At 61.9% G+C, this 22,475-nt stretch carries 24 protein-coding genes; 6 read left to right on the top strand and 18 right to left on the bottom strand.

Annotated elements, in window-relative coordinates:
* Nucleotides 1–10: 10 nt before the first annotated feature.
* Genes fabD through MST27_RS13280 form a run of 4 tightly spaced genes read right to left on the bottom strand, consistent with a single transcriptional unit; the run spans nt 11 to nt 2,801 of the window.
* Nucleotides 11–949 (bottom strand): ACP S-malonyltransferase, encoded by a 939-nt coding sequence (fabD, locus tag MST27_RS13295; protein ID WP_243606424.1) that lies wholly within the window; start codon nt 947–949, stop codon nt 11–13.
* Between the two features lie 56 nt (nt 950–1,005).
* The gene (plsX, locus tag MST27_RS13290) at nt 1,006–2,076 is read right to left on the bottom strand and encodes a phosphate acyltransferase PlsX (protein ID WP_243606423.1); all 1,071 of its coding nucleotides are present in this window, start codon (nt 2,074–2,076) and stop codon (nt 1,006–1,008) included.
* A gap of 3 nt (nt 2,077–2,079) precedes the next feature.
* On the bottom strand, nt 2,080–2,262 hold the full coding sequence (rpmF, locus tag MST27_RS13285; protein ID WP_019342480.1) for a 50S ribosomal protein L32: 183 nt from the start codon (nt 2,260–2,262) through the stop codon (nt 2,080–2,082).
* Nucleotides 2,263–2,273: 11 nt separating this feature from the next.
* A complete protein-coding gene (locus MST27_RS13280) occupies nt 2,274–2,801 on the bottom strand; it encodes a YceD family protein (RefSeq protein ID WP_243606422.1) in 528 nt (175 codons plus the stop codon).
* Nucleotides 2,802–2,909: 108 nt separating this feature from the next.
* Here MST27_RS13280 and MST27_RS13275 point away from each other — a divergent pair, with 108 nt between their 5' ends.
* Nucleotides 2,910–3,488: a Maf family protein gene (locus tag MST27_RS13275; RefSeq protein ID WP_243606421.1), complete on the top strand. Its 579-nt coding sequence runs from the start codon at nt 2,910–2,912 to the stop codon at nt 3,486–3,488.
* A 5-nt stretch (nt 3,489–3,493) separates the two neighbouring features.
* Here the strand turns inward: MST27_RS13275 and MST27_RS13270 are convergent, their stop codons facing one another.
* From MST27_RS13270 to rluC, 3 genes are read right to left on the bottom strand one after another with little or no spacing between them, the layout of a single operon-like run.
* Nucleotides 3,494–4,477, bottom strand: a complete 984-nt coding sequence (locus MST27_RS13270; RefSeq protein WP_243606420.1) for a S49 family peptidase — start codon at nt 4,475–4,477, stop codon at nt 3,494–3,496.
* Nucleotides 4,470–5,153 carry an HAD-IA family hydrolase gene (locus MST27_RS13265; protein ID WP_243606419.1) on the bottom strand — a complete coding sequence of 228 codons (684 nt, stop codon included), beginning with the start codon at nt 5,151–5,153 and terminating at the stop codon, nt 4,470–4,472. Before MST27_RS13265 ends, MST27_RS13270 begins: the two co-directional genes overlap by 8 nt.
* Entirely contained in the window at nt 5,146–6,099 is a 954-nt protein-coding gene (rluC, locus tag MST27_RS13260; RefSeq protein WP_243606418.1) for a 23S rRNA pseudouridine(955/2504/2580) synthase RluC, read from the bottom strand. The genes MST27_RS13265 and rluC overlap by 8 nt, the downstream gene beginning before the upstream one ends.
* Before the next feature lie 552 nt (nt 6,100–6,651).
* On the opposite strand from rluC, the gene rne reads away from it, so the two are divergent.
* The gene (rne, locus tag MST27_RS13255; RefSeq protein WP_243606417.1) at nt 6,652–9,810 is read left to right on the top strand and encodes a ribonuclease E; all 3,159 of its coding nucleotides are present in this window, start codon (nt 6,652–6,654) and stop codon (nt 9,808–9,810) included.
* Nucleotides 9,811–9,975: 165 nt separating this feature from the next.
* Here the strand turns inward: rne and murB are convergent, their stop codons facing one another.
* The 8 genes from murB to MST27_RS13215 form a co-directional block, all read right to left on the bottom strand.
* A complete protein-coding gene (gene murB, locus MST27_RS13250) occupies nt 9,976–10,995 on the bottom strand; it encodes a UDP-N-acetylmuramate dehydrogenase (RefSeq protein WP_243606416.1) in 1,020 nt (339 codons plus the stop codon).
* Entirely contained in the window at nt 10,992–11,456 is a 465-nt protein-coding gene (locus MST27_RS13245; protein WP_243606415.1) for a low molecular weight protein-tyrosine-phosphatase, read from the bottom strand. Before MST27_RS13245 ends, murB begins: the two co-directional genes overlap by 4 nt.
* Nucleotides 11,453–12,223: a 3-deoxy-manno-octulosonate cytidylyltransferase gene (gene kdsB / locus MST27_RS13240; RefSeq protein ID WP_243606414.1), complete on the bottom strand. Its 771-nt coding sequence runs from the start codon at nt 12,221–12,223 to the stop codon at nt 11,453–11,455. Before kdsB ends, MST27_RS13245 begins: the two co-directional genes overlap by 4 nt.
* The gene (locus tag MST27_RS13235) at nt 12,220–12,405 is read right to left on the bottom strand and encodes a Trm112 family protein (protein ID WP_008570668.1); all 186 of its coding nucleotides are present in this window, start codon (nt 12,403–12,405) and stop codon (nt 12,220–12,222) included. Before MST27_RS13235 ends, kdsB begins: the two co-directional genes overlap by 4 nt.
* Nucleotides 12,406–12,448: 43 nt before the next feature.
* Nucleotides 12,449–13,453, bottom strand: coding sequence for a tetraacyldisaccharide 4'-kinase (gene lpxK / locus MST27_RS13230; protein WP_243606413.1), 1,005 nt, complete (start codon nt 13,451–13,453; stop codon nt 12,449–12,451).
* Nucleotides 13,453–13,881 (bottom strand): ExbD/TolR family protein, encoded by a 429-nt coding sequence (locus MST27_RS13225; protein ID WP_243606412.1) that lies wholly within the window; start codon nt 13,879–13,881, stop codon nt 13,453–13,455. Before MST27_RS13225 ends, lpxK begins: the two co-directional genes overlap by 1 nt.
* On the bottom strand, nt 13,878–14,510 hold the full coding sequence (locus MST27_RS13220; RefSeq protein ID WP_243606411.1) for a MotA/TolQ/ExbB proton channel family protein: 633 nt from the start codon (nt 14,508–14,510) through the stop codon (nt 13,878–13,880). The genes MST27_RS13225 and MST27_RS13220 overlap by 4 nt, the downstream gene beginning before the upstream one ends.
* Before the next feature lie 71 nt (nt 14,511–14,581).
* Nucleotides 14,582–16,807 (bottom strand): DNA internalization-related competence protein ComEC/Rec2, encoded by a 2,226-nt coding sequence (locus tag MST27_RS13215; protein WP_243606410.1) that lies wholly within the window; start codon nt 16,805–16,807, stop codon nt 14,582–14,584.
* A 153-nt stretch (nt 16,808–16,960) separates the two neighbouring features.
* On the opposite strand from MST27_RS13215, the gene MST27_RS13210 reads away from it, so the two are divergent.
* Nucleotides 16,961–17,476 carry a DUF2062 domain-containing protein gene (locus tag MST27_RS13210; protein ID WP_243606409.1) on the top strand — a complete coding sequence of 172 codons (516 nt, stop codon included), beginning with the start codon at nt 16,961–16,963 and terminating at the stop codon, nt 17,474–17,476.
* Nucleotides 17,477–17,478: 2 nt separating this feature from the next.
* On the opposite strand, the gene MST27_RS13205 is transcribed toward MST27_RS13210, so the two are convergent.
* Genes MST27_RS13205 through MST27_RS13195 form a run of 3 tightly spaced genes read right to left on the bottom strand, consistent with a single transcriptional unit; the run spans nt 17,479 to nt 20,676 of the window.
* Nucleotides 17,479–18,726 carry a lipoprotein-releasing ABC transporter permease subunit gene (locus tag MST27_RS13205; protein WP_243606408.1) on the bottom strand — a complete coding sequence of 416 codons (1,248 nt, stop codon included), beginning with the start codon at nt 18,724–18,726 and terminating at the stop codon, nt 17,479–17,481.
* Complete coding sequence (lolD, locus tag MST27_RS13200) at nt 18,726–19,421, bottom strand: lipoprotein-releasing ABC transporter ATP-binding protein LolD (RefSeq protein WP_420864247.1); 696 nt, start codon at nt 19,419–19,421, stop codon at nt 18,726–18,728. Before lolD ends, MST27_RS13205 begins: the two co-directional genes overlap by 1 nt.
* A 7-nt stretch (nt 19,422–19,428) precedes the next feature.
* Nucleotides 19,429–20,676 carry a lipoprotein-releasing ABC transporter permease subunit gene (locus MST27_RS13195; RefSeq protein ID WP_243606406.1) on the bottom strand — a complete coding sequence of 416 codons (1,248 nt, stop codon included), beginning with the start codon at nt 20,674–20,676 and terminating at the stop codon, nt 19,429–19,431.
* A 96-nt stretch (nt 20,677–20,772) separates the two neighbouring features.
* Here MST27_RS13195 and MST27_RS13190 point away from each other — a divergent pair, with 96 nt between their 5' ends.
* Genes MST27_RS13190 through MST27_RS13180 form a run of 3 tightly spaced genes read left to right on the top strand, consistent with a single transcriptional unit; the run spans nt 20,773 to nt 22,397 of the window.
* Nucleotides 20,773–21,354 (top strand): PilZ domain-containing protein, encoded by a 582-nt coding sequence (locus MST27_RS13190; RefSeq protein ID WP_243606405.1) that lies wholly within the window; start codon nt 20,773–20,775, stop codon nt 21,352–21,354.
* 1 nt (nt 21,355) lies between these two features.
* Complete coding sequence (locus tag MST27_RS13185; protein ID WP_243606404.1) at nt 21,356–21,652, top strand: phosphodiesterase; 297 nt, start codon at nt 21,356–21,358, stop codon at nt 21,650–21,652.
* 19 nt (nt 21,653–21,671) lie between these two features.
* A complete protein-coding gene (locus MST27_RS13180; protein ID WP_243606403.1) occupies nt 21,672–22,397 on the top strand; it encodes a glycerophosphodiester phosphodiesterase in 726 nt (241 codons plus the stop codon).
* Nucleotides 22,398–22,475: the final 78 nt, after the last annotated feature.

The following is a 22,475-nucleotide window of genomic DNA, read 5'->3' as shown; positions in this document are numbered from 1 at the left end:
TCTCCTTGGTTCAGGCCAGAGCGTCACGAGCCGCTGCAAAAGCCTCGGGGGTATCCAGATTGTAGGTGTTCACGCCTTTGACGCAGCGCTTGTTGAGGCCGGACAGTACCTTGCCCGGGCCACACTCGACCAGATCAGTCACACCACGCTCATTCAAGGTGACAATGGTCTCGACCCAGCGTACCGGGCTGTACAGCTGCGCCAGCAAATCGGCTTGAAGGGTCTCAAGATCGGTCACGATCGCAGCGCTGACGTTCTGCACCAACGGAATTTCGGGAGCCTTCCAGGAGACGGCCTTGACTGCCTCGGCGAATTGCTCCGCAGCCGGGCGCATCAGCGCGCAGTGAGAAGGCACGCTAACCGGTAGCGGCATGGCACGCTTGGCGCCCCTTGCCTTGCACGCCTCGACCGCACGAGCCACCGCATCGGCCGCACCGGCGATCACGACCTGTCCAGGCGCATTGAAATTGACCGCGCTGACCACTTCACCTTGCGAAGCCTCGCTGCAGGCGGCCAGCACATCGGCATCCTCGAGCCCGAGTATCGCCGCCATCGCACCACTTCCAGCTGGAACCGCCTGCTGCATCAACTGGCCGCGTCGCTCGACCAACTTCACTGCGTCAGAGAAAGGCAAGCATCCGGAGGCTACCAAGGCGGAGTATTCCCCCAGGCTGTGTCCTGCCACGAAGGCCGGTCGCGCGCCATGCTCGGCAAGCCAGAGCCGCCAGAGCGCAACCGAAGCGGCCAGGATGGCGGGCTGCGTTTTGTCGGTCTGGTTGAGGCTTTCCTCCGGCCCTTGCTGGCAGAGCGACCACAGATCGTAGCCAAGGGCGGAAGACGCTTCGGCGAACGTATCGAGCACAACCGACTGCTGTGCACCCTGCTCGGCGAGCATGCCCAGGGACTGTGACCCCTGCCCCGGGAAGACGAATGCAAGTGATGCGGACATGAACTGCTCTCTTTTGATTGTTGATCAGAAGAACACGCCTGAAAGGCGCTGCGAAGTCAGTTGGATGGCGAGCCGCCAGTCGCGGTCACATCGTCGCCGGAGTTATCGCTCCGCTGCGAAACCAAAAGGTCTTCGAGACGACTGTGCAACCGCTGCGGCAAATTGTGCCGGACATCCTCGGTAGCCCGCCGCACCGCCGCCCGAAAACCTTCCCGCCCCGCCGCACCATGGCTCTTGACCACGATACCTTGCAAGCCGAGAAAAGACGCACCGTTATATTGGGCAGGCCGCAGATCTGCTCGAAGCTGACGCAACAGCGGAAGCGCCAACGCCCCGACGATGCGCGACATCAAGGAGCGGCGAAAGAGGGCTTCAGCGCGCCAAGCCACCATTTGCACCAATCCTTCGCTCGATTTAAGCAGGATATTGCCAACGAAACCATCGCAAACAGCAACATCCGCGTCGCCACGAAAAAGGCCGTCGCCTTCGATGAATCCTTGGTAGTTGAGGTCCCGGGCCCGCTGCAGCAGGAGCGATGCACCCTTAACCTGCTGGTTACCCTTGATGTCTTCGGTACCGACGTTGAGCAAGGCCACCCTCGGCGAGGCAATGCCAAGACTCTGAGCGGCAACCGACCCCATCACGCCGAACTGATAAAGCTGCTCGGCAGAGCAATCGACATTCGCACCGAGATCGAGCAGCAGGCAGGTACCTTCGCGGGTCGGAATGGCCGTCATCATCGCTGGCCGATCGACACCAGGCAGGGTCTTGAGCACGAGCCGCGCCAGCGCCATCAACGCTCCGGTGTTGCCCGCACTGACGCAGGCATGCGCGCGCCCCTCTCGCACTAACTCCAGCGCCAGACGCATCGAAGACTGCGGCTTTCCTCTGAGCGCCTGGGCAGGCTTTTCATCCATGCCGATGATTTCCTCCGCATGCACGATCAGCAGGCGCGACCGATCGACACCCTTGTGGCGGGAAACCAGCTCTTCGAGAACGGAGGATTGGCCGACAAGGGCCAGGTGCAGCGAGGGGGATTCAGCCAGACAATCGAGACTGGCCGGAACAATGCAGTGGGGACCGAAGTCCCCACCCATTGCATCGATCGCGATGATCGGAGCGGACAAGACTTACTCGTCAGCGCCCTTGTCGATCACCTTGCGACCACGGTAAAAACCTTCCGGGGAAACATGGTGACGCAGGTGAACTTCACCCGTGCTCTTCTCCACGGACAGCGCGTTCGGCTCGAGGGCGTCGTGCGAACGACGCATGTCGCGTGCGGAACGAGATTTTTTGTTCTGCTGAACAGCCATTGAATCAACTCCTAAACGTTTGGGTCACGCTTTAACTGCGCCAGTACGCTGAACGGGTTGGACCGCGATACCTCGTTCTCACTCGATTCGGGCGTTTCCGGCCCGGTCGGCGGCTGGCAAATCTCTGGGTCATGGAGTGGAACAATCGGAAGAGCGAGCAACAGCTCCTCTTCAACCAGCGCCAGCAGATCCAGAGGATCTTCTCCCACTTCCAGCACGTCATAGCCCTTGGGCAGGTGCTCTGTGTTCGCCCCCTCATTCACCACGGCGTAGTCACACTCGCTATGAATAGGGAGAACAACAGGCTCCAGACAGCGCTGGCAAATCATGGTGACCGCAACATCCAGCTGACTATGGATAACCACCGTCCGCTGCTCGTCACGCCCGAAATCGAAACTGGCGAGCACCACACCCTGATCGTCCTCGAGAGGATCGACTAACCGCTTCAGCCCAGACAATTGCAGCTCGCCTTCAAAGCGAGCCGCTCGGTCTGCGAGCTTGCGCGGATCAACGTGCGGAGGTATTGGTCCTTTCAACATAAGCGCGGCATTCTAGGGACGCACCTCTCGACTGTCAAAGGAATTCCATCCCACAATATCCACTCTCCCGACGGGAAAGAATCCTCCTCTATATATAAGGAAGGCCACATGCGTCAGCTGCTTCTCGCATCAAGCTCACCCTATCGGCGCGAGCTGCTTTCACGCCTGCAGCTGCCGTTCGAAAGCGCCGCACCGGAAATTGACGAACGCCCCCTCCCGCAGGAACGGGCAGCAGACCTCGTTATACGACTGGCCCGCCAGAAGGCCGAGGCGCTCGCTGACCGCTATGCCGACCACCTGATCATCGGCTCCGACCAGGCCGCCGTTATCAACGAGCAGATACTTGGCAAACCATACACTTTTGACCGAGCGACCGAGCAGCTCAAGGCGAGTCGCGGCAGAAGTGTGGAGTTCCTGACGGGCCTGGCCTTGCTGGACAGCCGCAACGGCCACATCCAGGTCGACTGCGTAAGCTTCAAAGTCCACTTCCGCAACCTGACCGATGAGCAGATCGACCGCTATCTGCGCTCCGAAAAGCCGTTCGACTGCGCCGGCAGTTTCAAGGCCGAGGGCCTGGGCATCAGCCTGTTTCGTGCAACCGAAGGCAACGATGCAACCAGTCTAATCGGCCTGCCGCTTATCAGCCTCGTTGGCATGCTGAACCATGCGGGAGTGGCAATACCCTGAGCTGCTCAGCGAAGGCTCGGCCCTTGCAAGCCCATCCAAAGCGCCAATTGAGCACCGACGCTGGCACCGAGTTTTTTGGTGAATCGGTCCAGCGGCGAATCCTTGACCGTAAAGTCGACCAACTCCGCCTCGCCAATGACTTCACGAGCCACGTAACTGGTGCTCCCCAAGCCATCGATCAAGCCAAGCTCCAGCGCCTGCTCGCCAGACCAGATCAAACCTGAAAACAACTCGGGATGGTCGGCGACCTGAAGCTTGTCTCCCCGGCCCAGCTTGACGCTCTCGATGAACTGCCGATGCGTCGTGGCCAAGACACCTTTCCAGAACGCCGTTTCCTCCGGCTTTTCCGGCTGGAATGGATCAAGAAAGGCCTTGTGCTCGCCAGAGGTATAGACCCTGCGTTCGACGCCCAGCTTGTCCATGGTCTCGACGAAACCAAATGTCGCAGCTGTCACGCCTATCGACCCCACCAGGCTGGACTTATCCGCATAAATCTCGTCCGCTGCACTGGCGATGTAGTAAGCACCCGACGCACCCAGATCGGTGATCACGGCGTAGACCTTGATCTCCGGGTGCTCTCCACGCAAACGGCGGATCTCGTCAAAGATATAGCCCGACTGTACCGGACTGCCGCCAGGGCTGTTGATCCGCAGCACGACTCCCTTTGTACCCTCGTTCTCGAAGGCTTCGCGCAACGCCCCGACAATGTTGTCGGCACTGGCGGCTTCCTCGTCGGCAATCATGCCCCGCACATTGATCACGGCCGTGTGAGAATCCTCGGCTCGCTTATCGCCACCCATGGGTAGCAGAGGTGAGAACAGCGCCAACGCCACGAATAGATAGGCGAACGTCAGCAGCTTGAAAAAGATACCCCAGCGCCTGGCGCGACGCTGCTCCTGCACAGTGGCCAGCAGAGTCCGCTCCAGCAAGCGCCAGCTGTTGCGTTCTTCCTTGTCGCCCTGCACGGGCTCCTTCCATTGATCAGACATACGCACCTACTTTTGCGAGGCGAGGGGCGCACAACCACTCGCCGAGTTCGGAAAAATGATCGATTGCCAGGTAAGGCTCACAGGCCTGGAGAACCGCAGCCGACTGAGCGCCATACGATACCGCGACACTGTCGACGCCCGCTCGCCGCGCCATTTCGATATCGAACACCGAATCGCCGACCATCAACGCCTGCTCCGCTTGCACACCGCAGTGCGCTAGGATTTCACGAAGCATCAAGGGGTCAGGCTTGCTGGCCGTCTCGTCCGCACAGCGGGTGACATCGAAGTACCCACCCCAACCATGGGCATCGAGTACCCGATTCAATCCTCGGCGCCCCTTCCCGGTAGCTACCGCGAGCAGATAGCCCATCTCTCGAAAGCGCGCAAGCCCCTCGCGCACACCCGGGTAAAGTGCCGACGGCTCCTTTTCCAACTGTAGATAATGTTCGGCGTAGGCACGACGAAACGCTTCGACAAGCGCCACATCGGTCACGTCCGGATACAGCACCGCGATGGCCTCCGGCAGACCCAGCCCGATGATACCCTTGATCGCATTATCATCTAGTGGCAGCAAGCCGCAGGCCTCGGAAGCCCGCGAAATCGAATGAACGATACGCTCGATCGAATCGGCAAGCGTTCCGTCCCAATCGAATATCAGAACTTTGTACTTATCCACCCAACCTCTCCAAGGTGCTGGTCCAGAGCTCATCGACAGGCGCTTCGAGCTTCAATTCCGCTCCATCGGGTAGCGGCACCGTCAAGGCATAGGCATGCAGGAACAGGCGCTTGCCGCCCAGTTCGCGAATTTCCCGAGAAAAGTCTTCGTCACCATACTTCGAGTCACCCGCGATGCCGTGACCAGCGTGCCGCGCGTGCACGCGAATCTGATGAGTGCGCCCTGTGACGGGCTTGGCCTCGACCAGCGTGGCGAAATCACCGAATCGCCTTAACACACGAAACAGCGTCAACGCCTCTTTGCCATCACTGGTCACTTCGACCATCCGCTCCCCGGAACGCAGCGTGTTCTTCAGCAAGGGCGCACTGACCTGTTTCTTGCCTGAGTCCCAGCGGCCGCGAACGAGCGCCATGTATCGCTTGTCGACACCGTCACCGCGAAGCTGCTCGTGCAGATGACGCAACATGCTGCGCTTCTTCGCCACCATGAGCAGCCCGGAAGTGTCACGATCCAGCCGATGGACCAATTCGAGCTCTTTGCACTCGGGCCTCAGCTGTCGCAGCGCCTCGATCACTCCGAAACTCAAGCCGCTACCGCCATGTACCGCGATACCGGCAGGCTTGTTGATCACCATCAGTGCCTTGTCTTCATACAGTATGGCCGCCTCCAGCCGCTCCAGTAACCCCTGCGCCAGCGGCACAGGCTCGTCGCGCTCGGCAATCCGCAACGGAGGCACACGCACCATGTCGCCAGCCTGAAGCTTGTATTCAGGCTTGATGCGCCCCTTGTTGACACGCACCTCACCCTTGCGAAGGATGCGGTAGATGAGGGTCTTGGGCACACCCTTCAGTTGGGTTCGAAGAAAATTGTCGATGCGCTGGCCAGCGAGCTCGGGCGACACCTCGAGCAGTTGCACGCCAGAGGTCTGGGAGGGGATATTGGTCATCGACGGATCATATCAATTTTCATGGATTTGAAGCACTTAAACATTGCTGTTATAGTCCCGGACGCCACCAAAAGTGGCCAGGCCGCGGAATGCAAGCGAAATCGCCATTCCCGACCCAGCAATGTTCGAGGACGTGAGGCCGTCCGACGGAGCTTCCCTCCAGTAGCGGTGAAGCCCCGAAACAAGCCTTGAAGACATGATGCGTGCCCCCGTTGGGGAATCGCGACAATCGACAACCCGCTCCCGGATTCTGCGAGCGGCACCCGATTTTCAAAGTATGAGTGTTGGGTGGAGATGCACAGCCACCGGTTGCGTAGCACAAGCTTTCGCAGACGCTTCATTTCGTCCGCAACCGATTGCTGATTCCTCCTCCCGAACCATTGCAGCTGTTTCGGCAGCCTGCAGGAGACGTCGTCGCGACGCCGGCCCAACTGGCCTCACATCGCTGGACACTGGAGTGCCTTACAACCATTCCTGACTCACCTGACACCGACCGCGAGAGTCGTGTGTGCCGAACGTTGTTTCCGCCACATTGGAAACCGACGGTACAACATGAAAAGAATGCTAATTAACGCAACTCAGCCCGAAGAGTTGCGTGTCGCACTGGTCGATGGCCAACGCCTGTTCGATCTCGACATCGAATCCGGCGCCCGCGAACAGAAGAAAGCGAATATCTACAAGGGCAAGATCACTCGTGTCGAACCCAGCCTCGAGGCTGCCTTCGTCGACTTCGGTGCCGATCGCCACGGCTTTCTGCCGCTCAAAGAGATCTCCCGCGAGTATTTCAAGAAGGCGCCTGAAGGCCGGGTAAACATCAAGGACGTCCTGAGCGAAGGCCAGGAGGTCATCGTCCAGGTCGAAAAGGAAGAGCGAGGCAACAAGGGTGCCGCCCTGACTACCTTTATCAGCCTGGCAGGACGCTACCTCGTACTGATGCCGAACAACCCTCGCGCCGGCGGCATTTCCCGCCGCATTGAAGGCGAGGAACGAAACGAGCTTCGTGAAGCACTCAACGGCCTTGATGTCCCGGCCGACATGGGGCTCATCGTCCGCACTGCCGGCCTCGGCCGTTCCAGTGAAGAATTGCAATGGGATCTGGATTACCTGCTGCAGCTCTGGACAGCCGTGAAAGAAGCGTCTCAGGATCGCGCGGCGCCCTTCCTGATCTACCAGGAATCCAACGTCATCATTCGCGCGATCCGCGATTACCTGCGCCAGGACATTGGCGAAGTGCTGATCGATAGCGTAGAAGCGCAGAACGAAGCGCTTAGCTTCATCCAGCAAGTGATGCCGCAGTACGCTAGCAAGATCAAGCTTTACGAGGACAGCGTCCCCCTCTTCAACCGCTTCCAGATCGAAAGCCAGATCGAAACCGCCTTCCAGCGGGAAGTGAAGCTGCCATCTGGCGGCTCCATCGTCATCGACCCGACCGAAGCACTCGTCTCTATCGACATCAACTCGGCACGCGCCACCAAGGGTGGCGATATCGAGGAAACCGCGCTGCAGACGAATCTCGAAGCGGCCGAAGAGATTGCCCGCCAATTGCGCTTGCGTGACATCGGCGGCCTGATCGTCATTGACTTCATCGACATGACGCCAGCCAAGAACCAGCGTGCCGTCGAAGAGAAAGTGCGCGAGGCACTGGAGGCCGACCGCGCGCGCATCCAAGTTGGTCGTATCTCACGCTTCGGCCTGTTGGAAATGTCGCGTCAACGCCTACGCCCGTCCCTGGGTGAGACCAGCGGCATCGTCTGCCCACGCTGCAACGGCCAGGGCATCATCCGGGACGTCGAGTCGCTGTCGCTCGCGATCCTGCGCCTGATCGAAGAAGAGGCGCTCAAGGATCGTACCGCTGAGGTACGAGCACGCGTGCCGTTCCAGGTGGCCGCGTTCCTGCTCAACGAGAAACGCAACGCCATCACCAAGATCGAGCTGCGCACCCGCGCTCGCATCTTCATCCTGCCTGACGACCATCTTGAGACGCCCCACTTCGAAGTGCAGCGCCTGCGTGACGACAGCCCGGACATCATTGCCGGCCAGGCGAGCTACGAAATGAGTCCGACAGAAGTCGAAGAGACTCAGCCGGTCAGCTCTACGCGCACCCTGGTCCGCCAGGAAGCAGCCGTCAAGACCGCGCCGCAGCGGACGGCCCCTGCCCCGGCCCCCACGCCTGTCCCGACTGCCTCCGTAGCGGTACCGGCAGCACAGGAGCCGAGCCTGTTCAAGGGCCTGGTCAAGTCGCTGATTGGTCTGTTCGCAGGCAAGCAGGACACGCCTCAGGTCGAAGCAGAGAAGAAGCCAAGCGGCAACCGGCCACAGCGCAATGACGAGCGCCGCAGCAGCCGTCAACAGAATCGCCGTCGTGACTCGCGCGGCAATCGCGACGAAGAGCGCAAGCCCCGGGAAGAGCGCGCACCGCGCGAAGATCGGCAGGCACGCGAAGAGCGCCAGCCGCGTGAAGAACGCCAGCCACGCGCAGCACGCGAAGATCGCAAGCCGCGTGAGCCCCGCGAAGTTCGTGAGCCGCAATCGGACAATGCGGATACCGTGGCCCAGCCACAAGCCCGCCGCGAGCGCGCACCGCGCGAAGATCGCCAGCCTCGCGAAGAGCGCAAGCGTGAGCTACGCGCACCGCTGGATGAAGCCGTACAGCCTACGCCAGAAACCGAAGAGATCAGCGAACGCAAACCCCGTACGCCTCGCGAAGAGCGCAAGCCTCGTCCAGAACAGGCAGTGACCGAAGAAGCACTGCAGCAGAACGAGGAAATCAGCGACGAAAATGCTCAAGAGGAACAGGAGAACACGGAAGGCAACGAGCGGCCTCGCCGGCGCTCACGTGGTCAGCGTCGCCGCAGCAACCGTCGTGACCGCCAGCGCGACGCCAACGGTAACGAAATCGAGGGCGAGACCGAGACGACAGCGGCCAACGGTGAAGTAAGCGAAGACAACGCGCCGGTCAAATCCGAGCAGGTTGCCATCGCCGCAACCGCTGCAGCCCTTGCCGCCAACACCGCGGATACGGAGGAGCAGCCCAAGCCCGAAGCTACTCCGCTGGCCGCTGACGTCAGCACGGCCGCCGAACCGGCAGCGATTGCGCCAGTCGCCGAAGAAATCGAAGCGCCAGCCGCTGCTGACATCAGCGAAACGAGCCAGGAGGTGCGCGCGCCTGTAGCCCCCACCGCCGAAACCAGCGCGCCCGTTACGCCAGACGAGCCCGAGCAGGCGGCCCCGTCCGAACCTGCTGCGCCTCCAGCGGTTACTGCAACCGTCCTCACCCCGTCGGGCCGCGCGCCGAACGACCCTCGCGAGGTCCGTCGCCGTCGCCTGGAACAGGAACGGCTCGCCAAAGAAGCTGCCGAGGCTCAAACCAAGGCGGAAGCCGAAGCCAAAGTCGCAGCCGAACAGCCGTTGACGAGCCCGGAGGTCGTTGCGAGCGACGTGGTCGAGTCCCCTGCTGCCGCAGCAGTGCAAGAAGAAGCGCCTGTTGCCAGCGTAACCACACCGGAACAAGCGGAAGAGATTCCGGCGCCAACCGCAGCTGATGAGCCAGAGGCTCCGAAGCGAGCGGATGCGACCGAGCCGTCTACCGACGCGGTCGAGTCCGTAGCAGCGACAGAGCGGGAAGCCGGTCCGAGCCCGCTGGACGGCGAGCAACAGGAAAGTGCCCCGACCAAGGCCGAGCCTGACGATCAGCAGAAGCGCCAGAACTGATCGGCAAATGGAAAAAGGGATGCTTCGGCATCCCTTTTTTATTTGGCTGTTCCGTCCTGAATAGCTTTACACCTTCTGACCCGTTTTTAGAAAAGGATGCGATGGAAGCAGCAGGAAGACGTTAGCGCCTAAGGTGATACTGTTGAATGACCAGCCGCACGCCTCTCAAAGCACGTTTGGCTCAATCTCCAGTTCGACGCCAAAACGGTTGGCGATATCGGCCTGTATCCGACCGGCCAGCGCCAGAATCGCCCCACCGCTTGCGCCACCGTAATTCACCAGCACCAGGGCTTGATGCTGGTGAACCCCGGCATTACCGTCACGGTAGCCCTTCCAGCCAGCCTTCTCGATTAGCCAGCCAGCCGCCAGCTTTACCTGCCCGTCTGGCTGTGGAAACGCGACCAGATCGGGATATTCCTGGCGCAGGGTGGCCGCGACCGACTCAGCCACCAGCGGGTTCTTGAAAAAGCTACCGGCATTTCCCAACTGCGCCGGGTCAGGGAGCTTCTCGCTGCGAATGGCGCAGACGACGCGGCTGACATCAGCCGCAGTCGGTCGCTCGATGCCGTCATGCTGCAATCGCTGCCGCAGCGGGCCGTAGTCGAGCTTGAGCACCGGCATGCGCCGGAGATTGAAGCGTACGCGAAGAATCACGAAGCGCTCAGGCGCGCGCTTGAATATGCTGTCGCGATAGTCGAACTGGCAGGCATTCAAATCGAAGTCCCGGAGCTCACAGGTTTGACGGTCCATTGCCGTCAGCCCAACGAACGCATCCTTGATCTCGACACCGTAAGCGCCCACGTTCTGAATGGGTGCAGCCCCGACCGTTCCCGGTATAAGGCTGAGATTCTCGAGCCCTGAGAGCCCCAAGTCGATGCAATGGCGCACGAATGGATGCCAGGGCTCGCCCGCCTCGGCTTCGACGACCACCTCGTCACCCGCATCGGCCAGGATGCGAATGCCGCGGCTTGCCATCCGCAACACGAGCGCCTCAACATCAGCAGTCAGGACGAGATTGCTACCACCACCGATTACCCGCAACGGGAGGCCGAGCCCACGCGCGGCATGAATGGCGTCGCAGACATCCGCGTCGGACTTCGCTTCGGCATAACGCGCCGCACGCGCCTCTATGCCAAGCGTGTTGAACGGCAACAAGGAACGCTGCGCCTCGACCACCAGACTCACAGGCGTCTCCTGGCTTCGGCGAGCAGACCGTCTGCGGCTTGTTCAATGAGCCGTAACACATACTCGAAGCCCTCGGCCCCGCCGTAGTAGGGATCTGGAACCTCATCCACATCGGCGCCATATCGACGCAGCAGCAAGTCGACCTCGGCCCTAGCATCCCCGGGGCGCTGCGCCTGCAAGCGAGTCAGGTTGTCGTGATCCATCGCCAGAATCAGGTCGAACTGATGGAAGTCGTCAGGACTGACCTGCCTTGCTTGCAAAGCGCTCAGATCGTAGCCGCGACAGGCCGCCGCCTCGCATGCTCGCGGATCCGGCGCCTTGCCCACATGCCAATCACCGGTGCCTGCCGAGTCGATGAGGATCCGGTCAGCGAGTCCCGCCTCGTCGAGCTTGGCACGAACGACCGCTTCCGCCGTCGGTGAGCGGCAGATATTTCCCATGCAAACGAAGAGTATCCTCACGCCGGCGCCCCAAGCAGCCCGCGGACGCGTACGAGGTCTTCCGGCGTATCCACACCCGCCGGCGGCGGCTCGACCGCGTCATCGACATGGATACGCTTGCCATGCCAAAGCGCGCGGAGCTGCTCTAGGCACTCGGTATTTTCCAGCCAGCACGGCCCCCATGCCACGAAGTCGGCGAGAAAACCCGCCCGGTAGGCATAGATGCCGATGTGACGACGATACGGCACACCAGCCGGTAGCGCCGAAGGCTCATTGCCGAACTCGTCACGGGCCCAAGGCAACGGCGCGCGGCTGAACGTCAATGCGAACCCGTTGATATCGGTTAACACCTTGACCACATTTGGATTGAACAACGCCTCGACCTGCTCGAGAGGCTCGGCCAAGGTTGCGATCGCCGCCTCGGGGTGAGCGGCAAGATTTCCGGCCACCTGATTGATAACGGCGGGTGGTATCAAGGGTTCATCACCCTGGACGTTCACGACAATCGCATCGCTCGATAGCCGCAGCGCGTGTGCCACCTCTGCCAGACGGTCGGTTCCGGAGTTGTGCTCGACATGGGTCAGCACCGCATCGGCACCAAAGTCCTGGCACGCCTTCAGGATCCGCTCGTCATCGGTGGCGACGACGACGCGCTGCGCGGCGCTTCGGCAAGCCCGCTCCCAGACGTGGCGAATCATCGGCTTGCCAGCGATGTCCTGTAGCGGCTTACCAGGCAGACGGCTCGAGGCATAGCGTGCCGGAATAACGACAGTAAAAGCGGTGCTCATTTGTCCAGACGCTCATCGACATCCAGCGTCCGCGCTTCACCCTCGAGCATGACGGGAATGCCATCCCGCACAGGAAAGGCGAGGCCGTCGGCCTTGCAAATCAATTCCGACTTGTCGTCGGCGAGCTTCAGGGGACCCTTGCAGAGCGGGCAGGCGAGAATATCGAGAAGTTTGGTGTCCATGCGCAGTCCTTGAAAGCCGCCGACTGCAAGGCAGGCAAGCGGCTTATGATTGATCGGGCAACAACCGATCCAACTGCGTATCAAACCAGGCGACGAAGGCGGAAGAGGGCTTGGCCCGCACCTGCAGATAGCACCAGCCGGAAGGCGCGAATGCCCGGCATTTGACCGCGTCCTTCTCGGTCATCACCAACGGGAGCGAAGGACTGAATGTCAGTTGCTCGAGACTGTAATGGGCGTGATCGGCGAACGGATGCGGAATCGGTCGCCAGTGTAGCGCCTCGAGCGTAGCGAAGAAACGCTCCGGATTACCGATCCCGGCAACGGCGTGCATCGATTGGCCAGCGGGAAAGTGGTCGAGCGGCAGCCGCGCTGAAGAAGCCAGCTCGACAAGACACGAAGGCTCCAACGAAAACGCATAGCCTTGCATCGTGTCCGCCATCGCACCATTGAGCAGCACCGCATCGACACTCTGCAGGCGCTCGGCCGGTTCGCGCAGCGGGCCAGCCGGCAGACAACGTCCGTTTCCAAGCCCGCGCGCGGCATCGATCAGGACCAGCTCGAGGTCCCGGGCGAGTCGATAGTGTTGAAGCCCGTCATCGGACAACACAAGGTCGAGCGTCTCGCTGGCCAACAAATACTGCACGGCCCGCGCACGATCAGGGTCGATGACCAGCGGCACGCCAGTGCGCTGAACGATCAGCAAGGGCTCGTCACCGGCTTGCTCGGCGGTCTGCTCTGCCCCCACGCGCCAGGGCAGCGATGGCGGCTTGGCCCCGTAACCGCGACTGACAACACCGACCCGCAAACCTCGGCTTCGGCAATGCTCGATCAGCCACAGGATCAAGGGAGTTTTGCCGGTACCTCCAACCGTGACGTTGCCGACGACGATAAGCGGTACTGGCGCCCGATAACTCTCGCTGGCACCTGCCAGAAAGCGCTGTCGTCGAACGCTTACCACCTGGCGATACAGGACCTCGAGCGGCCGAAGCAGCGAGAGCGCGGGATGGCCGTGGTACCAGGCTCGCTGGAGCCGCTCGACGAAGGTCATCAGGGCTCCGGCTGTGCCTCGACGGTCGTGATGCGCAGGTGGGCGAAGCCCAGCTTGCCAGCGGCATCCATCGCGGTAATGACGGCCTGATGGGGGCTCTTGCCGTCCGCGCTGATGATCATGGGCAGGCTGGTGTCGCCTGCCGACTCTTTGGCCAGGGCGGCCATGAGCGTATTCAGATCATGCTTGATCAAAGCTTTGCCGTTGAGCGAGAAGGTGCCGTCGACGTCGATGACAACCTCGAGTTGTTTCTTCTCGGCCTGCTCCGGCGGCGTGCCACTGGCAGCCTCCGGCAGATCGACCTTCAGTTGCGTCTCGCGTGTAAAGGTCGTGGTGACCACGAAGAACAGCAGCAAAATGAAGACAACGTCGATCAGGGGGGCCAGTCCGATATCGACGTTGTCCCGCGCCTTGCGTCGAAATTTCACGCTTTGCCCTCGCCCAGATCGACGTCACGGTCACCCTGCACGACTTCGACCAGCTTGATGGCTTCCTGCTCCATGCCAACCACCAGCTCCTCGACGCGGCGAAGCAGGAAGCGATGGAAGAACAGGGCCGGAATGCCGACCATCAGGCCAGCGGCCGTGGTGATCAGCGCCTTGGAGATACCGGACGCCAGCAACGGCGCATTGGCCATGCCCGAACCCATGAAGGCACTGAATATCTCGATCATGCCCAGTACCGTGCCGAGCAGGCCCAGCAAGGGCGCAATCCCGGCAATGGTGCCGAGGGCATTCAGGTAGCGCTCCAGGTTGTGGACCACCCGGGCCGCGGCCTCCTCGATGCACTCCTTCATGATCTCCCGGCCGTGCTTGGAATTGGCCAGCCCGGCCGCCAGGATCTCGCCCAACGGTGAGTCGGCCCGGAGCTCCTTGAGCTTCTGATTGCTCAACTTCTTGTCCTTGATCCACTTCCACACCTGGCCTAGCAGATGTGGAGGCGTGACGCGGCTGGGCCGCAGCGTCCATAGGCGTTCGGCGATAATGCCGGCGGCCGCAATGGAACAGAGAATGATCGGTAGCATAATCCAGCCACCTGCTTTGACCAGCTCCCACACGAGACGAATCCCCCTCGAAAAAGTGGCGCCACTCTAGCATAGGGGCGAGAGCCCGCCGACGGCCCGGGTTCTCATTTTTCCCGCCAGAATCGCTGCTCGTCGCGTAATGCCGATACCGGTTCGAAGCGCCCGAGCCTCAGCCGCAGCGCGCCGGAAATCGCGGTATCGTGAATCCCTATGCCTGCCTGCCGCAGTCGCTCGACGACCTCTGGGTGTGGATGACCGAAAGCGTTATGCAGGCTGCGCGAGACGAGGGCATCACGGGCGCCCACCGCCTCGATGAAGGCCTCCGAGGACGAGCTCCGGCTGCCGTGATGCGGTAGCAACAGCCACCTCGCCCTGATCGGCATGGCGCTCTCCAGCAGTGCCTGTTCAGCCGCTACGTCGATATCACCGGTCAACAGTAGCCGCTCGCCTCCTGCATCGACGAGCAGCACGCAAGATGCGCCATTGCCGTCCTTCGCCTCATTCCACCGCCACAGGGCGAAACGGACGCCATCCCACTCCCAGCGTTGGCCGGAGCGACACGGCTCAGGGCCGAGCGCGGCTGGCAGTCTATCCGGCTCGCCGCTGACCACCCGCAGCGGCTCGAGGCCACGCTGGATGGCCAACGCGCCACCTGCGTGGTCGCTGTCGGCATGGCTCAATAGCAGAAGGTCCAGACCGGCTATGCCCAGACCACGAAGCGCCGGGTGCACGACACGCTCACCTATATCGAAGTCGCCATAGCGGGGCCCCGCATCGTAGAGCATCGCATGTTCGGCGGTGCGGACCAGCACGGACAGCCCCTGCCCAACGTCCATCACCCAGACCTCGGCCTGCCCCGGCTCCGGCCTGTCTATGGGCGGGAACAACAGAGGCGCGAGTAGCAGCCAGCCCAACGCGCGACCGGGGATGCCAGCCGGCAGCAAGATGACAAGGGTACCGAGCCAGACCATCACCCAGGCCCACAATGGCATCGACGGCGCCAGCCATGCCGGCTGCCAGGCCGCCAGCACATCCAGGCATCCGAACAACATCGAGATAAGCCCGCCGGCGATCCACAACACCGTCTCGCCGAGCAGGGGTACACCCAGCAGCAAGGTACCCAGCAGCGACAGCGGGACGATAACCGCACTCACCAACGGCACAGCGATCAGATTCGCCAAGGGTGCGGTCAGGCTGATGGGCAAGCCGAGTGCCAGAAGTACAGGCAGCAATCCCAGCGACATACTCCACTGCGCTCGGCCAAGCGTCCGCCACCACCGCAGCACTCCCAGTCGCCCACGGAACACGAAAGCGAGCATCGCCACGGCCAGAAAGGACAACCAGAACCCGGATTGCAGCGCGACCAGAGGGTCGTAAATGAGCACGACATCCAGGGCGACCAGCACCGGCAGCCAGACACCGAGATGGCGAAAGCGCAAACGCCAGACCAATACCAGCACCACCATCATGCAGGCACGCTGTACCGGCACTTCGAAGCCGGCCAGCCAGCCATAGGCCAAGGCCCCGCCGCCAGCCAGGGTACAGGCCCAGGGCAGCCAGGGCAGGCGTGATGGCCACAGCCCCCACCTGGCCGCCAACGCGACCAGGCCATAGAGCAAGCCGGCCAGCATGCCGACATGCTGCCCGGAAATAACCATCAGATGCACGGTGCCTGTCGCCTGCAGGACTTGCCAGTCGGCTGGCGATAGTCCGCTGTCATCGCCAACGACCAGCGCGGCAACGGCACCTGAGCGGCCTTGCGCCGACACGTCCAGCAGCCGCCCCCGAAGTCGATCTCGCCATCCGCTACCGGCGGGCGCCGGGGAGCGAAGCTCTCCGGCCTTGACCGTGCCACTCGCACCGACCCGATGTGAAAGCAGCCAGGCTTCGTAATCAAAGGTGTGAGGACTGACCAGCCCTCGCGGGCGTTTGAGCTTTGCCGCAACCCGCCATCGCTCACCGGCGCGAACCTGCGGCCCGCCGTACCATGCAAGCCGGATCTGCGAGGGCAGCCCGGCGTGTCGGGAACTGATGTCGACGAGCTCGAAGCGGACGACATTGCCTTGCACGCTCGGCAACCCCTGCACCTGCCCCTCCAGCCAGAACGTCCGGCCGTCGAGCTCCAGTGGCAAGCGATCCTGAAGTGCCCAATGCCCCTGCAGGCAAGCCCAGCCGAACCCCAGAGACAGAAAAGCAAGCGGCCACAGACGGGTGCGCAACACGATCCCACTGACGACCAGCAGAATGCCCCATACCCATGGCGGTGGTAACTGGGGCATGAATCGCAGCGATAGCAGGCCCGCTGCGAGCGCCAGCAGCGCTGTAACCATCAGAACTCCCGGATTCCTTTCCTGAGCGGGCACATCACGGCCCGCCTGCGACCTCCTGTCGCCCGCGAACATTAGCAGCTGTTACAAAAAGAGCGCCCAGCCGGCCTTCTCGTTTCAGGCATAATCGCTCGCTCAGCCTGCCAGAGAACCTTCATGCCGCGTCGTTTCTTCAAACGCTACATGCCGCACCCGGACCGTATTAAGGCCAACAAATCCCTGCGCTTTCTCGGCACGCTGATACACGACCCCAACCTGCTGCATCTGAACCGCCACTCGGTCGCCCGCGCAATGGCGATCGGACTGTTCTGGGCCATGATCCCGATGCCGATGCAGATGCTTGTTGCAGCGCTTTGCGCGGTGCCGGCACGGGCCAATCTGCCCATTGCCGTTGGCTTGGTATGGCTGACCAACCCCTTGACCATGCCACCGGTGTTTTACTGCAACTACAAAGTAGGCGCCTGGCTGATGGACACGCCTGTCTCGCCCATGCCGATGGAGCTCAGCCTCGCCTGGGTGACGCAGATGCTCGAGAGCCACTGGCAGCCGCTATTTCTCGGATCGCTGGTCGTCGCGGTGGGGGTATCGATATTCGGCTACGTCGCGACCCAGGCTTACTGGCGCTGGTGGGTGGCGCGCAACTGGCGCAAGCGCCAACAGTCACGACGCTAGGTCTATTCGTAGCGCAAGGCCTCGGCCGGCTGGGTCTGAGCGGCGCGCCAGGCTGGGTAAAGCGTCGCCAGAAAGCTGAGCACCAGGGCCGCCAGCGTGACCAGCAGGACATCTTCCAGGCGAAGCTCCGACGGTAGCGTATTGATGAAATACACATCCGAGCTGAAGATGTGCTGCCCCGTCACCCGCTCCAGCCAACCGACCAAGGCGCTGACATTGAGTGCGCCGAACACCCCGAGCACCATGCCGATGAGCGTCCCGGTCAAGCCGATGATGCTGCCCTGCACCATGAAGATCGTCATGATCTGACGCGGCGTCGCACCCAAGGTCCGCAGAATCGCGATATCGGCGCGCTTGTCAGCCACCACCATGATCAGCGTCGCGATGATGTTGAAGGCCGCGACGGCGACGATCAGCAGTAACAGCAGGCCGATCATGGTCTTCTCCATCTTCATGGCACTGAACAGACTGCCCTGGGTCATCGACCAGTCACGGGCGCGATATCCCTCGCCCATCGTCGTTGCCAGTTCGCTCGCCACCATGGGCGCCTGGTAGAGATCGGCCAAACGCACCCTGACACCCTCGACCTGCTCGGGATCCCACTTCTGGATACGTGCCGCATCAGCGCGATGGATCATGGCCAAGCTGCCATCCAGCTCGGCACCCACCTTGAACACGCCCACGACGTTCAGCCGCTGCATGCGGGGCGTGACCCCACCGGGCGCATCGCTGAGTTCCGGCACGATGAGGGTGAGCTTGTCGCCGATCCGCAGCCCGAAACGCCGCGCGGTCATCAAGCCGAGGATGACCCCCGACTCGCCCGCGCGCAGGTCCTCCAGACGACCACCAATCATCCTTGAACCGAGAATCGACACCTCGCCTTCAGCCTCGGGATCGACACCGTTGATCTCGATCGGCTGCATGTTGCCTTTGAACGACAGCATGCCCTCAAGCTGCGTGACCGGCGCCGTTCCTAGCACCTGCGGATGCCCGTCGAGCTGCTTGGCTACCGCTTGCCAGTCATTCAGTGGCTGGCCCGCACCGGTGATCACCGCATGCGGCACCATTCCAAGGATTCGGTTGCTCATCTCCCGCTGGAAGCCGTTCATGACCGACAAGACCATGATCATTGCCAGCACGCCCAGCGCCAGTCCGATCATCGACGTCAGCGAGATAAAGGATATGAAGTGGTTACGGCGCTTGGCCCGCGTGTAGCGGCTGCCAATGAAGATGCTCAAGGGTCTGAACATCAGGCCTCCACCAAGCGGCCGTCTTCGAGGCGCAGCACCTTGTCCATCTGCCCGGCAAGCTGCGGATCGTGCGTCACGACAAGAAAGGCGGTACGCAGCGACGTGCTGAGCTCAAGCATCAGGTCCTGGATACCCTGGGCGGTGTGGTGGTCGAGATTGCCAGTGGGCTCGTCCAGCAGGACCAGCGCCGGCTGGTTGGCCAGCGCACGCGCAATGGCGACACGTTGGCGCTCGCCGCCAGACAGTTCGGACGGTTTATGAGCGAGCCGGTGACCCAGGCCGACACGGGTAAGCAGGTCACGTGCGCGGGTGCGTGCCTCGGGGATCGACACCTTGCCGATCAACAGAGGCATGCAAACGTTTTCCAGCGCGGTGAACTCAGGCAACAGGTGATGGAACTGATAGACGAAGCCCAGCGCACGATTTCGCAGCAGCCCGCGGTCTTTTTCGCTCAGGGCCGAGAGTTCTTCCCCGGCCAACCAGACACTTCCCTCACTCGGCGTATCGAGGCCGCCCAGCAGATTGAGCAAGGTGCTCTTGCCCGAACCGGAGGTGCCAACGATGGCGACTCGCTGCCCGGGATAGAGCTCCAGCTGCAGGCCGGCCAGCACACTGACCGATTCGGGCCCCTGCTCGTATCGCTTGCCGAGGTTGCGGCAGCTCAGAACCGCCTGGTCAGGTGACCATTCATTCATAACCCGTTCACTCATAACGTAGTGCCTCGGCTGGCTGGGTACGCGCCGCGCGCCAGGCCGGGTACAGGGTGGCGAGAAAACTCAGGACCAATGCCGCCACGCAGACCTGGACGACGTCCGCCGTCATCAGCCGAGACGGCAGGTAGTCGATGAAATAGACGTCCGCACTCAGGAATTTATGCCCGATCAGCTTCTCCAGTGCGGAAATCCAGGCACTGACATTAAGCGCTGCGACAATCCCAAGCACGGCGCCGACCAGCGTTCCGACGACGCCGATCACGGTGCCCTGCACCATGAAGATCGCCATGATCTGCCGCGGTGTGGCGCCAAGCGTACGCAGGATGGCGATGTCGCCGCGCTTGTCGGTCACGACCATCACCAGTGTCGAAATGATGTTGAAGGCGGCGACCGCGACGATCAGCAGCAGCAACAGCCCAATCATCGCCTTTTCCATGCGAATGGCCTGATACAGGTTGCCGTGAGTACGGGTCCAGTCGCGCGAGTAGAAATCGTCGCCCAGGTTGCCAGCCAGCTCCCAGGCAATGCGCGGCGCCTGAAAGAGGTCAGTGAAACGCAGACGCAGCCCCTGGACCTGGTCGGGGCGCCAGCGGTGCAGCCGTGCGAGATCGGAAATGTTGGCCATGGCGACGTGGCCATCGATCTCCCCCGCCCCTACATGGAAGATGCCCTGAACGGTAAAACGCTTCATCCGCGGAAAGACGCCCGCAGGTGTCACCGTGACTTCCGGTGCGACGAAGGTAACCTTGTCACCGACTCCAACGCCAAGTTTCTGGGCCGCGCTGTCGCCCAGGACGATGCCGAACTCACCTGGCTTGAGCGATTCGAGCGACCCTTCGCGGAAAAATTGCCCGATGATCGACACCTGCGATTCCATTGCCGGATCGACCGCATTGATCAAGGTCTTGCTTACCCGGCCGCGATTGGTCAGCAGTCCCTGCATCTGGATGAAAGGGGCGACCGCTTCAACCTGAGGGTGAGCGACAAGGCGTTCGCCGACAGCGCGCCAGTCGTCGATGGGCACCGGACTTTCGACCGTTGCATGCGGAACCATGCCCAGCACACGGGTGCGCATTTCATGATCGAAGCCGTTCATCACCGACAGCACGACAATCATGACCAGCACACCGAGCGCCAATCCGATCATGGATGTGAAGGAAATGAACGAAACGAAGAGGCTGCGACGTCTGGCGCGTGTGTAACGTGCCCCGATATACACGGACAGCGGTCTGAACATAAATCGATGGGTTCGCTTTCGCTGGCGGAAACAAGCTGAATGACGCGGCCAGGCGGCCTGATACACTCAAGCCAACACTGCAGCCCAGGGATCGACATGCCTACAGAAGACATCGAAGACCGACGCGAATACTATCGCATCGAGGACGTCATCGCACTGGAAATCCTGCCTCCGGACGAAACCACCCCTAACGCCCCTGCCAGCAAGGATGGATCGGAGAAACTCTTCGACCTGCTCGCCGAACTCAATCAAATGGAGTTCGAGGCCCAGCACCTGCTCCGCCAGATCGGCGAGCGTAACCGTACCCTGGCCAGCTACCTCAAGGTACAGAACAAGCGCATCGACCTGCTCGGCCAGGCGCTGGCGCAGACCTTTTTGAAGGACCTAGGCGCGACGCGCGAGGTGGTCCTGTCGGAAGGCGGTGTCAGCTTCGTTCATGACCAGTCGCTTGATGAAGGCTCGACCTGGCGCTTGAAGATGATGCTGATGCCGCAAGGCCTCGGGATGCTGCTCTGGGCACGCATCGCCAGCTGCCAGCCTCTGCCTGACGGGGGCTTCAGCATCGGTACATCCTTCGAAGCGCTGACTGATGCACAGCGGCAATTGCTGGCACGCCATATCCTGCAGAAACAGGCGACGCAACGGCGCCTGGCCCGCGAATCACTGCAAGGAACCTGATATGCGCCACCTCCTCTTCTCGTTGATCACCCTGCTGCTCTGCGCACCCGCCAGCGCCGAGGTCATCCGGATTCCAGTCGGTCAGCAGGGTTCGCCCAGCATCGAGCTGCCGGACCGCGGCGATTCGAAGAATCGCGTTCTGGACCGTTTCGGCCTGGCGGACGAGGAGCATCCACCGGTGGGTCAACCGCCCATCACGCGCTGGGATTACCGCGAGTTCTCGGTCTACTTCGAGGGCAACCGGGTCATCAACAGCGTTCGACACCGTCAACCCGCAGTCGCGGGACAGGTCCCCTAGCACAGCGAGAAAGACCACTGTGACACTCATCTACGGCCACCGAGGCGCCAAGGGCGAAGCGCCCGAAAATACCCTGACCAGTTTCCAACAATGCCTTGCGCACGGGGTTCGCCGTTGCGAGCTGGACCTTCACTTGTCAAAGGACGGCGAGCTGATGGTCATACACGACCCGACCCTCAAGCGCACCACGGGGCGCCGGGGCAAGGTCGTCGAGCAAGAAGCCGAAGATCTGGTGCGCCTGGATGCACGCCATGGTGGACCGGGATGGAAACAGCCCTGCCCCATCCCCCGTCTGGCTGAGCTGTTCGAACGATGTGACTTCGAACACTGGCAACTCGAAGTCAAAAGCGCCTCTCGCGTACGTGCCGCACGTTCCGTGCAGGCGATCAAGGCTCTCGCCGAGCAGCACGGCTTGCTCGACCGTATCACCGTCACGTCCGGGTCACGGGAGGTCTTGCGCGCGCTCAAGCGGCTGACGCCGGAGCTGTCGTGCGGGCTGGTGGCCGAATATGCCTGGCTCGACCCCATCAAGGTTGCGCAGCAATATGGATGCGACTACCTCGTCCTGAAATGGACGCTATGCACCCCCGAACGGATCGCGAAGGCGCAACAGCAAGGGTTGCATGTGTCGGTGTGGACCGTGAATGAGCCTGCGCTCATGCGCCGGTTGGCCGACTTCGGCGTAGACAGCCTGATCACCGACTTCCCGGGCCTGGCCGTCAGCACCCTGCGCAGCAGGGGCTGAAAGAAGCGGGCCGCCTCGCGGCGGCCCCTGTACCTGAGCTAGAAACTTTCCCGATTGGGCCAACGCCACGTCCGGGAA

Source organism: Stutzerimonas marianensis (genome assembly GCF_022810315.1).
Lineage (GTDB): Bacteria > Pseudomonadota > Gammaproteobacteria > Pseudomonadales > Pseudomonadaceae > Stutzerimonas > Stutzerimonas marianensis.
Note: the sequence above shows the minus strand (reverse complement) of the source record. Positions and strands in the feature narration are given on the sequence as shown.